The organism is Bradyrhizobium sp. AZCC 1719 (assembly GCF_036924525.1).
GTDB lineage: Bacteria > Pseudomonadota > Alphaproteobacteria > Rhizobiales > Xanthobacteraceae > Bradyrhizobium.
Window position 1 is genome coordinate 2,831,510 of sequence record NZ_JAZHRU010000001.1, and the last position, 13,269, is coordinate 2,844,778.

9 protein-coding genes are annotated in these 13,269 nt (G+C 62.9%); 4 read left to right on the top strand and 5 right to left on the bottom strand.

The genetic code is table 11. From position 1 onward, the window contains the following. Nucleotides 1-41 precede the first annotated feature (41 nt). Complete coding sequence (locus tag V1292_RS13465) at nt 42-1,784, bottom strand: hypothetical protein (protein WP_334373113.1); 1,743 nt, start codon at nt 1,782-1,784, stop codon at nt 42-44. Nucleotides 1,785-2,307: 523 nt separating this feature from the next. Between V1292_RS13465 and V1292_RS13470 the strand changes: the two genes are divergently transcribed. After that, nucleotides 2,308-3,183, top strand: a complete 876-nt coding sequence (locus tag V1292_RS13470) for a dihydrodipicolinate synthase family protein (protein WP_334373114.1) — start codon at nt 2,308-2,310, stop codon at nt 3,181-3,183. Nucleotides 3,184-3,306: 123 nt separating this feature from the next. On the opposite strand, the gene ftsH is transcribed toward V1292_RS13470, so the two are convergent. Then, nucleotides 3,307-5,148 (bottom strand): ATP-dependent zinc metalloprotease FtsH, encoded by a 1,842-nt coding sequence (ftsH, locus tag V1292_RS13475; RefSeq protein ID WP_334373115.1) that lies wholly within the window; start codon nt 5,146-5,148, stop codon nt 3,307-3,309. A gap of 326 nt (nt 5,149-5,474) precedes the next feature. Here ftsH and V1292_RS13480 point away from each other — a divergent pair, with 326 nt between their 5' ends. Next, on the top strand, nt 5,475-6,575 hold the full coding sequence (locus V1292_RS13480) for a S1C family serine protease (protein WP_334373117.1): 1,101 nt from the start codon (nt 5,475-5,477) through the stop codon (nt 6,573-6,575). 145 nt (nt 6,576-6,720) lie between these two features. Next, nucleotides 6,721-9,048: a xanthine dehydrogenase family protein molybdopterin-binding subunit gene (locus V1292_RS13485; RefSeq protein WP_334373119.1), complete on the top strand. Its 2,328-nt coding sequence runs from the start codon at nt 6,721-6,723 to the stop codon at nt 9,046-9,048. A 225-nt stretch (nt 9,049-9,273) separates the two neighbouring features. Here V1292_RS13485 and V1292_RS13490 read toward each other — a convergent pair whose 3' ends face one another. From V1292_RS13490 to V1292_RS13500, 3 genes are read right to left on the bottom strand one after another with little or no spacing between them, the layout of a single operon-like run. Beyond that, the gene (locus V1292_RS13490; protein ID WP_334373121.1) at nt 9,274-10,470 is read right to left on the bottom strand and encodes an acyl-CoA dehydrogenase family protein; all 1,197 of its coding nucleotides are present in this window, start codon (nt 10,468-10,470) and stop codon (nt 9,274-9,276) included. A 15-nt stretch (nt 10,471-10,485) separates the two neighbouring features. Further along, entirely contained in the window at nt 10,486-11,625 is a 1,140-nt protein-coding gene (locus V1292_RS13495; RefSeq protein ID WP_334373123.1) for an acyl-CoA dehydrogenase family protein, read from the bottom strand. 19 nt (nt 11,626-11,644) lie between these two features. Continuing rightward, the gene (locus V1292_RS13500; RefSeq protein ID WP_334373124.1) at nt 11,645-12,496 is read right to left on the bottom strand and encodes an enoyl-CoA hydratase; all 852 of its coding nucleotides are present in this window, start codon (nt 12,494-12,496) and stop codon (nt 11,645-11,647) included. A gap of 160 nt (nt 12,497-12,656) precedes the next feature. On the opposite strand from V1292_RS13500, the gene V1292_RS13505 reads away from it, so the two are divergent. After that, entirely contained in the window at nt 12,657-13,265 is a 609-nt protein-coding gene (locus V1292_RS13505) for a LemA family protein (RefSeq protein WP_334373125.1), read from the top strand. The last annotated feature ends 4 nt before the right edge of the window (nt 13,266-13,269 follow it).

A 13,269-nucleotide genomic window follows, 5' to 3' on the forward strand; every position in this document is an offset into this window, starting at 1 on the left:
ATTTCTACTCCTCCGGGTTGCGCGAGACGGAACAATTCCGCTCACAGAAATGCAGGCACGGCCTGCTGCAGTTCGGCAATTTCGGTGGTGAATTTCACCAACCGCGCCATGTTTGAAATCTCTCGAATGTCCTGAAATACGTTCGTCAGGTAAAATTCGCGGGAAACGAGGTCCAGTTGATCGGTGAGCGAGCCGCCGCCGGCCGGTTGCGGGACGCTCGCGAGCGCCCCGAATATCACTTCCGATACGATGATCGAACCGAGCAGCCCGAGTTGCAGGCCCTCCGTCTGCTGCATCGCCTCGAACAGGATGAAAAACGGCAGCGGCGGATCGTTCGAAAGGGTTTCAATGTCCTCGTCCGTCAGCGAGCCGTAGGCTGGTGTCGAGACGAGCCATTCGCGAAGCTGATTGACACGGTAGGCGCGGTCGGCAAGCAGGCGCGACGTGGCAATGAAATGCGGGCGCCTGCAGCCGATCTCGGCAATCAGTGCATCTACCGACCACATGCCGGCGAGGCCGGCGCCGAGCAGGTCGCGATAGAGCAGGCCGACCCGTTCCGTTTCGTCGAACGCCGGAAAGATCTGGTCATTGCCGAGCCCATCGCTGAGATGTGGTCCGATGCGGCGGCTGAAATTCGGCGTCGAGCCGTTGATCTCGAAAAAGCGCGACCATTGCACCATCCAGGTCTCGTCGAGCGGCATGTTTGCCGGGTCGTTTGCCGAGCTCTTTTCAAGCGTATTGTTGAGGTCATGGAGCGACAGGTCGTTGATCTGGTATTCGGGTCGCACCATGGCGTGACCGAAGCGGAATGCGCCGTGCGAAAACTCGAACGGAATTTCCCAATCTCCGATCGCAGGACCGTCGGCTGATGCGGGACGGTCGATGAAGTGCGGGGCAGGTCCGCAGTAGCTCGCGTAGATCGCCGGATGAATCACCCTTCGCATCAGGTCGTTGCGGATGATGTTGTGATAGATGGCCGTCAATGCGCCGCGGGCGCACAGGAAGCGCTTGTAGGCGGCGCCGAACTGGCCGTTTGGCCCCGCATTGCCTTCGCGGCGGCGAATGATATCGACGAGGCCGTTGTGCAGCAGCGCAAACAGCGCGGTGAGCTGGGACATCACGGCGTGATCGTCATTGCGTGGATCGGCAACCAGCGCTTCGGTGAGGGCAACGCGGACACCCGCAATGCTGCGATCGATGCCCGTCACGTTCTCGGCGGGGGTCCGTGCGATGTCGCGAAATGGGCAGCCCGTCGCCGACTGCTTTTCCTTCCAGCGCATTCGCCCGAGCCGCAGCTTGGTGCGCCGGTCGTCGCTCGGTGCGTCGAGCGCATAGATGTGCGGCGATCCGACCGGGCCGCTGCCGTACAGCGTTTCCAGTCGAAGCGGAGTACGGCGGGCGTTGGTCGTCCCTCGGCCGAGCCCTCCCGCAACCGAAAGCGGAATGGCCGAGTGAACCAGATCATGCGCAATGAACTGCAGCAGATAGGTGTAGCCCGAGGGGATGAAGGGATTTTCCCAGTATTCCGCCGATCGAGCCTGGTGTGGCGGCCATTTTATGGCGGCATCCATTCGCCGTGACAGGCGATGCATCAATCCGCGAAGCTTTGCATGGTGCGACGTCGACTCGAGCGGATCGATACCGAAGGCGCGGAAGCGCTGCGAAGGAGCCGGTGTGCCGAGGAAGTGACGAAAGCCGGGAACTGTCGCCGGCGGTATAGGGCCGCGCGTATTGAGTTCGGAAGTTCGGAATGAGGATGCGTCAGCGACCTTCTGCACAGCCATCAAGACTATTCTCGCGATTGGTCAAGGCGGCGAGAGTGCGGAGAAAGTCGTGAAATTATCGTGAGTTAAATCGTTAGAACCTGTGAACATCTGTGGACATCTTTTAGCCATGTGGTGCAGCGCGCATACTGCGTGGCGCGGCCCCTCTCGGGCCTGCTTTCCGGCAGGCGGTGCGACGGTATGATACGGAACCTGCAGGGGCTTATTGGCGCGTGTGAAGCACATCGAGGCGGCATCCTTGGCACGATATTTCGGCGCAATGCTCGCGATGATGATTGTTGTTTCAGGCGCTGCGCAAGCCGAGCCGGCCGCCGACGACGGTCGGTCCGATCGACTGTTCAATCGAGCTGAGATGCCGATCTCGGAGTCGGCAGCCACGCGCGCGGCTGCCGCTCAACGCAGCCAACATAGCATTGCTTCGGTGTATGGGATCAGGTCATCACGTTTGCGAAATGTTGTCTTGCAGCGGTATTCCGGATAGCCATGGCGGTCCGGACTCTCCTGCCAAAGGCAAATTCCTTCCATGGCTGATTTTCACGGCGTCTTTCCCTACCTGGTCTCACCAGTCGATGGATCAGGCCAAATTCGCACCGAAGTGCTGGGCCGGCTCTGCGACGACCTCATCAAGGCAGGCGTGCATGGGCTGACGCCGCTGGGATCAACCGGCGAGTTCGCCTATCTCAACCAGGCGCAGCGTGCCAGCGTCGTGCAGACCACGATCGAAGCCGCTGATGGCCGCGTGCCGGTGATCGCCGGCGTTGCCTCGACATCGACGGCGGATGCGGTGGCGCAGGCGAAGGCGTATCAGAAGCTCGGCGCCGACGGCATTCTCGCGATCATGGAGGCTTACTTCCCGGTCGCCGACGCGCAGGTCGAATCCTATTTCCGCGCCATTGCCGACGCGGTCGACATTCCAGTCGTGATCTACACCAATCCGCAATTCCAGCGCTCCGATCTCACGCTCGACGTGATCGCGCGGCTCGCGACCCATCCGCGCATCGGCCACATCAAGGACGCCTCCACCAACACCGGCCGGCTGCTGTCGATCATGAATCGCTGTGGGGAAGCGATCCGCGTGTTCTCCGCATCTGCCCACATCCCGGCGGCGGTGATGCTGATCGGTGGGGTGGGCTGGATGGCCGGTCCTGCCTGCATCATCCCGCGGCAGAGCGTCGAGCTCTACAATCTCTGCAAGGCGGCGCGCTGGGATGAGGCGATGGCGCTGCAGCGCAAGCTGTGGCGCATCAACGAGGCTTTTGCGCGGTTCAACCTGGCCGCCTGCATCAAGGCCGGGCTCGAGATCCAGGGTTACGCGGTCGGCGATCCCATCCCGCCGCAGGTTGCGCTGACGGCCGAGCAGCGCAGGGTGGTCGAGGCGGCGCTGCGCGACCTCGGATGAACGCAGCTTGCGAGATTCCGTAGGGTGGGCAAAGGCGCATCGCGCCGTGCCCACCATCAAGCGTTCCGTTGGAAATGGTGGGCACGCTTGCGCTTTGCCCACCCTACGATTTCTCGGATAAGGCTAGATCGCGCGCAGCGCCTCCTTCGGCGTTTCGCGCATCAGCGCTTCGAGGTCGCTCTGCTCCAGGGTTTCCTTCTCCAGCAATTTTTTCGCTGCGCGATCCAGGATCGCACGGCGCGCCTTCAGGATGCCCTGCGCGCGGTCGAACACCCGATCGACGATCGCGCGAACCTCCTCGTCGACTGCTGCAGCAGTTTCGTCGGCATAATCGCGCTCGCGCATGGGGAAGGGCCGATCGGCGCCGGCCAGGAAATTGCCGGGATCGCGCTCGTAGGCGACGCCGCCGAGTTTTTCGGACATGCCGTAGCGCGTCACCATGCTGCGGGCGATGTCGGTGACGCGGCGAAGATCGTCGGCGGCGCCGGTGGACAGGTGGCTGAACACGATCAACTCCGCCGCCCGGCCGCCGAGCAGCACCGCCATCTTGTTCTCCAGTTCCTCCTTGGTCATCAGGAAGCGATCCTCGATGGGGCGCTGGATGGTATAGCCGAGCGCGCCGACGCCGCGCGGGATGATCGACACCTTGTGCACGGGATCGACGCCGGGTAGCGACAGCGCGATCAAGGCGTGACCCATCTCGTGATAGGCAACGATCTCGCGCTCCTTCGGATTGAGCAGCCGGTTTCGCTTCTCCAGCCCGGCGACCATGCGCTCGACCGCATTGTTGAAATCGGTCATTGCGACGGCAGTGGCGCCGCGCCGTGTCGCCAGCAGCGCGGCTTCGTTGACCAGATTGGCAAGGTCGGCGCCGGTGAAACCGGGCGTCAGCGCAGCGACCGCCTCGGCATCAACGCCGGAGTCGAGCTGCACCTTCTTCATATGAACTTTGAGAATTTCGGTGCGGCCCTTCTTGTCGGGGCGATCGACCAGCACCTGGCGGTCGAAGCGACCGGCGCGCAGAAGTGCCGGATCGAGGATTTCCGGTCGGTTGGTGGCGGCGAGGATGACAAGGCCGGAGCGCGAGTCAAAACCGTCGAGTTCGACCAGAAGCTGATTGAGCGTTTGCTCCTTCTCGTCGTGACCGCCCGCAAACGGCCCGATGCCGCGGGCGCGGCCGAGCGCATCGAGTTCGTCGATGAAGATGATGGCAGGCGCTTTCTGATGTGCCTGCTGAAACAGGTCGCGCACCCGCGCCGCGCCGACGCCGACGAACATCTCGACGAATTCCGAACCTGAGATCGAGAAGAACGGCACCTTGGCCTCGCCGGCCACTGCCTTGGCCAGCAGCGTCTTGCCGGTGCCGGGCGGACCGACCAGCAGCACGCCCTTGGGCATACGTCCCCCGAGCCGTCCGTAGTCGGTCGGATTTTTCAGGAAGTCGACGACTTCGCGCAGTTCGTCCTTGGCTTCGTCGACACCGGCGACATCGGAAAAATTCACGCCGGTATTGGACTCGACATAGATCTTGGCCTTGCTCTTGCCGATCGCCATCAGCCCGCCGCCAAGACCGCCGCCTTCAGCAGCGCGTCTGGCGATGTACCACCACAGGCCGAAGAACAGGAGTACCGGCATGACCCAAGACAGCAGGTCACGCAGGAAAGTGCTCTCGATCTGGCCGGTGAATTTTACGTTGTATTTCTCGAGCTCTTGTGCGGTCTCCTGATCGACGCGCGTGGTGACGAACTGCTTTTGCCCGCCGGACAGCGGCTCCTTCAAGGTGCCCTGCACGGTGCGGTCGGAGATGCCGACGGTCGCGACCTTTCCCTGCTTCAGCAATTGCTGATATTCGCTGTAGGGAATGATGGCGATCTGGCTCGCCGTGGAAACGAAATATTGGATGATGAAGACAGCAAAGATCGCGGCGATCGCATATCCAATATTGAAACGCGTCTTGTTGTTCATCTCGCAACTCCGGACGCCTTGTCGCAGGAAGCCGCATCGGGACCTTTGCCTGATGGCCATGCCAGGCGCCCGATCAGGACCGGCGGCGCAATGACGGACTGCGGCTTTAGAACAATTAGAATGGCAGGATTTGGTTTCAAGCGCAGGCCGCACTGCTTGCGCGACAAACCGCCATGCATAAATCACGTCAACCGGTCGATCTTGCCGGATGATTAAGTCTCTGAAAGTTCAGAAACTTTAGTCCGGCCAGGACGTTTGGTTGGTGATGATGCCCGGCCTGCTTACCTTCCGCATCGCGCTTTTGCGCGATATCCAGTGAGTGATCGATGAATCGTCGCTTCGCGCTTTCATTAGCCGCCATCGCAGCCGTACTGGTGGCGTTAACCCTCTCCAATATCCGCTACAGCCCGTGGACCAATACCACCGCCCGAACCGTCGACCAGCGGGGCCCACTGTCCGACGCCGAGCGCGCAAACATCGAGCTTTTCGAGCGGGTCTCGCCGTCTGTCGTCCAGGTTGCAGCACGATCCTCCATGGCCAATCCCTTCGCCGAAGACGAAAGCCCGGCAACCTCGGGCCCGGCAGCCTCCGGCACCGGCTTTGTCTGGGACAGTAGCGGTCATGTGGTCACCAACAATCACGTCGTGCAAAATGGCCGTGAGGTAGCCGTTCGCTTCGCCTCAGGCGAGGTGGCCCAAGCTTCAATCGTCGGCGTTGCACCGAACTACGATCTGGCGGTGCTGCGGATCAGGAATCCGCGCCAACTGCCGCCGCCGGTGGCGCTTGGCAGTTCCAACGACCTCAAGGTAGGCCAAATTGCATTTGCGATCGGCAACCCGTTCGGACTAGATCAATCGCTGACGAGCGGAATCATCAGCGCGCTCAAGCGGCGGCTGCCGACCAGCAGCGGTCGCGAGATCGCCAATGTGATCCAGACCGATACCGCGATCAATCCCGGCAATTCCGGTGGCCCCCTTTTGGACTCGGCGGGACGGTTGATCGGCGTCAACACGGCCATCATCTCGCCCTCCGGCTCCAGCGCCGGCATCGGCTTCGCCATTCCGGCCGATATCGTCAATCGTATCGTGCCCGAACTCATCAAGAATGGTCGGGTGCCGACCCCGGGAATCGGGATCGTCGCCGCCGGCGAAGCCGTTGCGACGCGCATGGGCGTTGAAGGGGTGATCGTCGTGCGCACCGCGCCCGGAAGTCCGGCCGACCGGGCTGGCATCCGTGGCGTCGATTTCAACTCGGGCGCGCTCGGCGACGTGATCGTTCAAGCCGATGGTAAGCCGGTTCACCGGCTCTCCGACCTGACCGACCAGATCGAGCAGGTCGGTGCAGGCAAAAGCGTCCGCATCACATTGAAACGCGGTTCGGAAACGCGCGATGTCAACGTCGATATCGTGGATATCAGCCGCGGCTAATAGTCCCCCTGAAGGCAGAATCGTGCCCCGCTGCGGTGCTTGCGTCTGCAGCGCTGGCGCTTTTGTTGCAGCGGGCTGAATGAGTTGTCTCGCGGTGAAAAATCGCTAAAACCCCGCCCAATCCGAACAAGCTAAGGACAAACTGATGAACATTCTTCCCGGCAATATGCGTTTCGGTGCGGGCCAGCCGGTCAAGCGTTTGGAAGACCAGCGACTGCTCACCGGGAAGGGGCAGTTCATCGACGACAAGCCCGACGAGGGCGCGCTGTGGCTTTACGTGCTGCGCTCGCCCCATGCCCACGCCAAAATCGTCTCGATCGATACGACTGATGCCGCCGGGATGCCGGGCGTCCACGCGATCTATACCGGCGCCGAGCTGATCAAGGACGATATCGGCACCATCCCGACGCTTGCGATCTTCAAGCGGCCGGATGGATCGCCGATGACGGTGCCGCCGCGGCGGCTGCTTGCGCATGAAGTCGTCCGTTATGCCGGTGAGGCGGTGGCGGCGGTGGTGGCGACATCGCGCGTGCTGGCCCAGACCGCGGCCGAAGCGATCGTTGTCGATTACGAGGTGCTGCCCTCGGTGGTCGACCCCGTCGAGGCGGCGAAGCCCGGCGCACCCGTAGTATGGCCCGAGGCGCCCGACAACATCGTCGCTGCCATGAGCTACGGCGATGCCGCCAAGGTCGAGGAAGCCTTTGCCAAGGCTGCGCATGTGGTCTCGCTCGACCTGGTCAGCCAGCGGCTGGTGCCCTCCGCCATGGAGCCTCGCTCGACGATTGCCGAGATCGAGAAGAAGACCGGCCGTTTAATCCTGCACGTGCAGTCGCAAACGCCCGGCTCGACCCGGGACCTGCTCGCGGAATCCATTCTGAAGCGGCCGAAGGACAGCGTCCGCGTGCTGGTCGGCGACATCGGCGGCGGCTTCGGCCAGAAGACCAGCCTTTATCCCGAGGACGGCATCGTTGCTTACGCCGCGACCAAGCTGAACAAGAAGATCCGCTGGCGCGGCGACCGCACCGACGAGTTCGTCGGCGGCACCCATGGCCGCGATCTTACCTCGACCGGCGAATTCGCGCTCGACGCCAAGGGCCGCGTGCTCGCTTACCGCGTGCGTTCGATCGGAGGCACCGGCGCGTACTCGTCGGGGACCGCGAATATCATTCCGCTGGTGCTCGGGCCCTTCGTGCAGACCGGCGTCTACGATCTGCCGCTGGTGCATTTCGAGGTGAAATCGGTGATGACCCACACCGCGCCGGTTGGCGCCTATCGCGGCGCCGGGCGGCCCGAAGCCGTGTTCATCGTCGAGCGGCTGATGGATGCTGCCGCGCGTCAGATCGGAATCGATCCGCGTACCATCCGCAAGCTGAACTACATCAAGCCGGCGCAACTGCCTTACACCAATGCGGTCGGGCAGGTGTACGACTCCGGCGCCTTCGCGCACATGCTGTCGCGCGCCTCCGAGCTTTCGGACTGGGATGGTTTTAACGCGCGCAAGAAGGCGGCGAAGAAGAAGGGCCTGCTCTACGGTCGCGGCCTCACCAGCTATATCGAATGGACCGGCGGGCGCGCGCATACCGAAAAGGTCAGCCTGCACGCGACCGCGGAAGGCCGCATTATCCTGCATTCCGGCACCATGGCGATGGGGCAGGGTCTGCAGACCACTTACACGCAAATGGTGTCCGATACGCTCGGAATTCCCATGGACAAGATCGACGTCGTGCAGGGCGATACCGATCTCGCGACCGGCTTTGGCAGTGTCGGTTCGCGCTCGCTGTTTGTCGGCGGCACGGCAGTTGCGGTTTCGAGCAACGACATGATCCAGAAGGCGCGCGAGAAGGCCTCGAACGTGCTGGAAACGTCCATCGAGGATATCGAATACCGCGACGGCTGGCTGACGGTGGTCGGCACCGACAAGCGCATCAGCCTGTTCGAGATCGCGAAGAACGAAGATGGCGCGCGGCTCTCCGTCGATTCCGAAGGCGAAGTCGACGGCCCGAGCTGGCCGAACGGCACGCATATCTGCGAGGTCGAAATCGATCCGGAAACCGGGGTGAGCAAGGTGGTGCGTTACACCACGGTCGACGACGTCGGCATTGCCGTCAACCCGATGCTGGTGACCGGCCAGGTGCACGGCGGCGTCGCCCAAGGCATTGGGCAGGCGCTCTATGAGGGCGTCGCCTACAGCGAGGAAGGGCAGCTATTGACCGCGAGCTACCAGGACTACTGCGTGCCGCGCGCCGACGACATTCCGCCGATCGCGGTGACGCTGGACGATTCCGCGCCGTGCCGCACCAATCCGCTCGGCGCCAAAGGCTGCGGCGAATCCGGCGCCATCGGCGGCCCGCCCTGCGTCACCAACGGCGTGATGGATGCGTTGAGCGAGCTCGGCATCAAGCAGCTCAACACGCCGCTGACGCCGGCGAAGGTCTGGCAGGCGATAAGGGATGCGAGGGCGGCTGGGCTCTAAAACGTCCGACGTCGTTCCTTCACCCTCCCCTGGAGGGGGAGGGTCGACGCTCATGAAATGAGCGGCGGGATGGGGTGACGGTCTCTCCACATCCAACAGTGCCCGAGTGGAGAGATCACCCCACCCCGTCACGCATCTCGCTTCGCTCGATCCGTGCCGACCCACGAGCGAGCTTCGCTCGTCTCGGACCCCTCCAGGGGAGGGTAATTGCTACGCGCGGTAACTCTACAGCCCCAACACCATCTTCGCGACGATATCGCGCTGGATCTCCGACGAGCCGCCGAAAATCGTATAGGCCCGGCCGTTGAGATATTCCGGCACGACCGGAAGCAACTCCTCGGGGATTCCCGGCGCCTCGTTGAGCCGGTAGAGCGGCCGCATTGGCTCGACATAGAGCCCGTCATTGCCGATTACGTCGACGCCGAGCCGCGTCACCGCCTGGCGGATTTCGCTGACGCGCAGTTTTAGGAGCGACGACACCGCGCCGGGATTTTGCCCGGTCTGCAGCGCCGATAGCACGCGCAGCTCGGTCATCTCGAGCGCGTCAATATCGACCTCGATCTCCGACATCCGTACCGCGATATCGGGATCGCCGATGGCGCGGCCGGTCGCGTCAGATTCGGCAAGCTCCGAAATCGCCTTCAGCGCATCGCGCAGTTTGGCCGAGGCGATGCCGGAGCCGCGCTCGAATTCGAGCAGATATTTGCCGTAGGTCCAGCCCTTGCCTTCCTCGCCGACGCGGTTGGCGACGGAGACGCGTACGTCGTCGAAGAACACCTGGTTGACCTCATGATCGCCGCCGATGGTCAGGATCGGCCGCGTCGTAATGCCCGGGGTCTTCATGTCGATCAGGATGAAGGAGATGCCGTCCTGCTGCCGCTCGGTCTCGTTGGTGCGCACCAGCGCGAACATACGGTTGGCGTGATGGGCGTGCGTGGTCCATATCTTGGTGCCGTTGATGATGTAGTCGTCGCCGTCACGCACCGCGCGGGTCTTCAGCGAGGCGAGGTCGGAGCCGGAGCCCGGCTCGGAATAGCCCTGGCACCAATAGTCCTCGCCGGAGAGAATCCGCGGCAGATAAAAGTTCTTCTGCTCGGGCGAGCCGAAGCCGATGATGACCGGGCCGACCATCTTGACGCCCATCACGTTCACATTGGGCACGCCGGCGCGGGCGCATTCGGCCTCAAAAATCCAGCGCTGCGCCGGCGTCCAGTCGGGGCCGCCATATTCCACCGGCCAGCCCGGCGCGCCCCAGCCCTTCCTGTGCAGCGCGCGCTGCCAGGCCATGCCGATATCAGGATCGGAGAACACCGACGGCGTCAGCGCGGTGGCACGCTTCATCTCCGGCGTGAGGTTGGCCGCGATGAAGTCGCGCACTTCCTTTTCGAAGGCGCGCTCCTCGGCGTTGAAGGCGAGATCCATGGGTATCCTCCCTTTTCAGGCCTGAACGGCACGTCCGCCTAGGGCGGCGTGACGGCGATAATGATGGGCGCTGCCGCCGAACAGCGTCTCGAAGGCGAGCAGTCGCTTGAAGTAGGAGCCGATATCCAGCTCTTCGGTAACGCCCATCGCGCCGTGAAGCTGCACCGATTGTTCGGCGACGAAGCGCGCGCATCTACCGATCTTGGCTTTGGCGCCCGAGGCGGCGCGGCTGCGCGCGACCGGTTCGGCATCGGCCATCAGTGCCGCGCGCAGAGCCATCGAACGAGCCTCGTCGCATTGCATGGCCATGTCGGCCAGGCGATGACGGATCACCTGGTTGGCAGAGAGCGGCCGGCCGAACTGCTTTCGGATTTTGGTATATTCCAGCGTCTGGTCGAGCAGCGTTTGCATGATGCCGACGGCTTCGGCACCGAGCGCAGCTATGGCGCGGTCGACCGCGACTTCGATCGCCGGCAGCGCGTCGCTTCCGTCGCCGAGCAGGGCATCGGCGGGCAGTTGCACGCCGTTGAGTTCGAGATTGCAGGCGCGACCGCCGCCAAGCCGCAGGTAATCGCGTAACGTGAGACCGCGCGTGCCTTGCGCCACCAGGAACAGGCCGAGCCTGCCGTCGCTATCGTTGACGCGGGCCGAGACGATGATATGTCCCGCAGCGTTGCCATCAAGCACTGTGGTCTTCTGGCCATCGAGGCGCCAGCCGTCGGACGTCTTCTTGGCGATCGTCCGAACGTTGGCGAGATCGAAGCGCGCCTGACGTTCCGAATGCGCGAAGGCCAAGTACAGCGAGCCATCGGTGATCTTTGGCAACAGCGCCTGCTTCTGCGCTTCCGTGCCGCACTCCGCGATCAGCGACGCGCCGATCACGACGGTGGAGAGATAGGGCTCAGCGACGAGGCCGCGCCCGAACGCTTCCATCAGGATGCCGATCTCGATGGCGCCGCCGCCGAGTCCGCCGTGAGCCTCGGGAATCGGCAGCGCCAGCCAGCCGAGATCGGCGAACTGCTTCCAGATGTCGGCGCTGAAGCCGAGCGGGTCGTTCGCAACCCGGCGGCGGTGGTCGGCGGTATAGGTCTCGCTGACGAAGCGGTCGGCACTTTCGCGCAGCAATCGCTGCTCGTCGCTCAAGGTGAGGTCCATTTGATCTTCTTTGCTTGTTCTATTTTGCTTGTGCCGGCTTCCGAACCGAGGGATGCAAGCCTGCAGGATCCACGATCATTCCGAATTCCTGAAGATTATGCGCGTGGCAGAGCTGATGCAGCGCGAATGCCTGCTCGATTGCCGCGGGCTGTCCCATCACGTCGACTGAACGGTTGACGGCCTCCTTGGTCAGTTTCAGCGCGAAGGAAGGTTTTGCCGCGATCCGTTCGGCGAGCTTCATCACGAAGGGGGAAAGCTCGTCCCGCGGCACCACGTGGTTGACCATGCCGAGCCGGTGCGCTTCCTGCGCACTCCACACGTCGGCGGTGAACAGTAATTCCTTGGCCTTGCGCGGGCCCAGCTCCCAGGGATGCACGAACCATTCGACGCCGCAGACGCCCATGGTGACCACGGGATCGCAGAACTCGGCATCATCGCTTGCGACAATGAGGTCGCAGGCCCAGGCCAGCATCAATCCGCCGGCGATGCATTTGCCATGCACTTCGGCAATCGTCGGCTTTGCGAGGTTGCGCCAGCGCCTTGTGATCTGCAGATAGATTTCCTGCTCGCGCGCAAAGCGGCCGTGGGCGTTGGGTTCGGCGAACCCGCCCCAATTTCCGACCGGCGGAAAATCCGCGCCGGCAGTGTTCTTAGCCCCGGGACGCAGGTCATGCCCTGACGAAAAATGCGGGCCGTTGCCGGCGAGAATGATGACCTTGACCGCGTCGTCCTGCACCGCCTGATCGAAGGCGGCGTTGAGGTCGTAGGTCATCTGCAGGTTCTGCGCGTTGCGCGCCTCGGGCCGGTTCATCACGATCCGCGCGATGCGCGGCTCCGGCCGCTCCACGACGATGGTTTCGAAAGCGGTCAATCGGCCCTCCCTTTATTATTATCGGGCCATGTTGTTATTTCGGCGAATGATAGGCAAGGGCCATCGGGCTGCAAAATGAACCTGAAGCAGGCTCGCGCCTTGCATGCCAGACGCAACCAATCAGACAGGTTGGCGTTGAACTTTCCTTTAGGAGAGTTCGATGCGCGGAGTTTGGACCGTACTGGCGGCGCTGGCGACGCTGAGTCTGACCAATTGCGGCTACAACGCCATCCAGACCAATGACGAGCGGGTCAAGTCGGGGTGGTCAGAAGTGGTCAACCAGTACCAGCGCCGCGCCGATCTGGTGCCCAACCTCGTCAATTCCGTAAAAGGCTTTGCGCAGCAGGAAAAGGACGTGCTGCTCGGCGTCACCAATGCCCGCGCCAAGGTCGGCAGCGTCCAGGCGACGCCAGAGGTGCTGAACGATCCCGCCGCGTTCCAGAAATTCCAGTCCGCCCAAAGTGAACTCACGAGCGCGCTGTCTCGGCTGTTGGTCGTCACCGAAAATTATCCGCAGCTCAAATCGGATGCGCTGTTTCGCGATCTGATGGCGCAGCTCGAAGGCACCGAGAACCGCATCACGGTGGCGCGCAACCGCTACATCAAGGCAGTGCAGGACTACAACGTCGGCATCCGCACCTTCCCGAACAATCTGACGGCGATGGCGTTCGGCTACAAGGAAAAGCCGGCTTTCGCGGTCGAGAACGAGAAGGCGATCTCGACGGCGCCGAAGGTGGACTTCAACCCGACGCCGGCGCCCGCCAAGTAGCGGC

Bases quoted from the DNA above. Each gene is read 5' to 3' on its own strand.
- V1292_RS13495 (WP_334373123.1), bottom strand. From the start codon at position 11,625: ATGGACCTCACCTTGAGCGACGAGCAGCGATTGCTGCGCGAAAGTGCC.
- V1292_RS13490 (WP_334373121.1), bottom strand. From the start codon at position 10,470: ATGGATCTCGCCTTCAACGCCGAGGAGCGCGCCTTCGAAAAGGAAGTG.
- V1292_RS13485 (WP_334373119.1), top strand. From the start codon at position 6,721: ATGAACATTCTTCCCGGCAATATGCGTTTCGGTGCGGGCCAGCCGGTC.
- V1292_RS13465 (WP_334373113.1), bottom strand. From the start codon at position 1,784: ATGGCTGTGCAGAAGGTCGCTGACGCATCCTCATTCCGAACTTCCGAA.
- V1292_RS13480 (WP_334373117.1), top strand. From the start codon at position 5,475: ATGAATCGTCGCTTCGCGCTTTCATTAGCCGCCATCGCAGCCGTACTG.
- ftsH (WP_334373115.1), bottom strand. From the start codon at position 5,148: ATGAACAACAAGACGCGTTTCAATATTGGATATGCGATCGCCGCGATC.
- V1292_RS13505 (WP_334373125.1), top strand. From the start codon at position 12,657: ATGCGCGGAGTTTGGACCGTACTGGCGGCGCTGGCGACGCTGAGTCTG.
- V1292_RS13470 (WP_334373114.1), top strand. From the start codon at position 2,308: ATGGCTGATTTTCACGGCGTCTTTCCCTACCTGGTCTCACCAGTCGAT.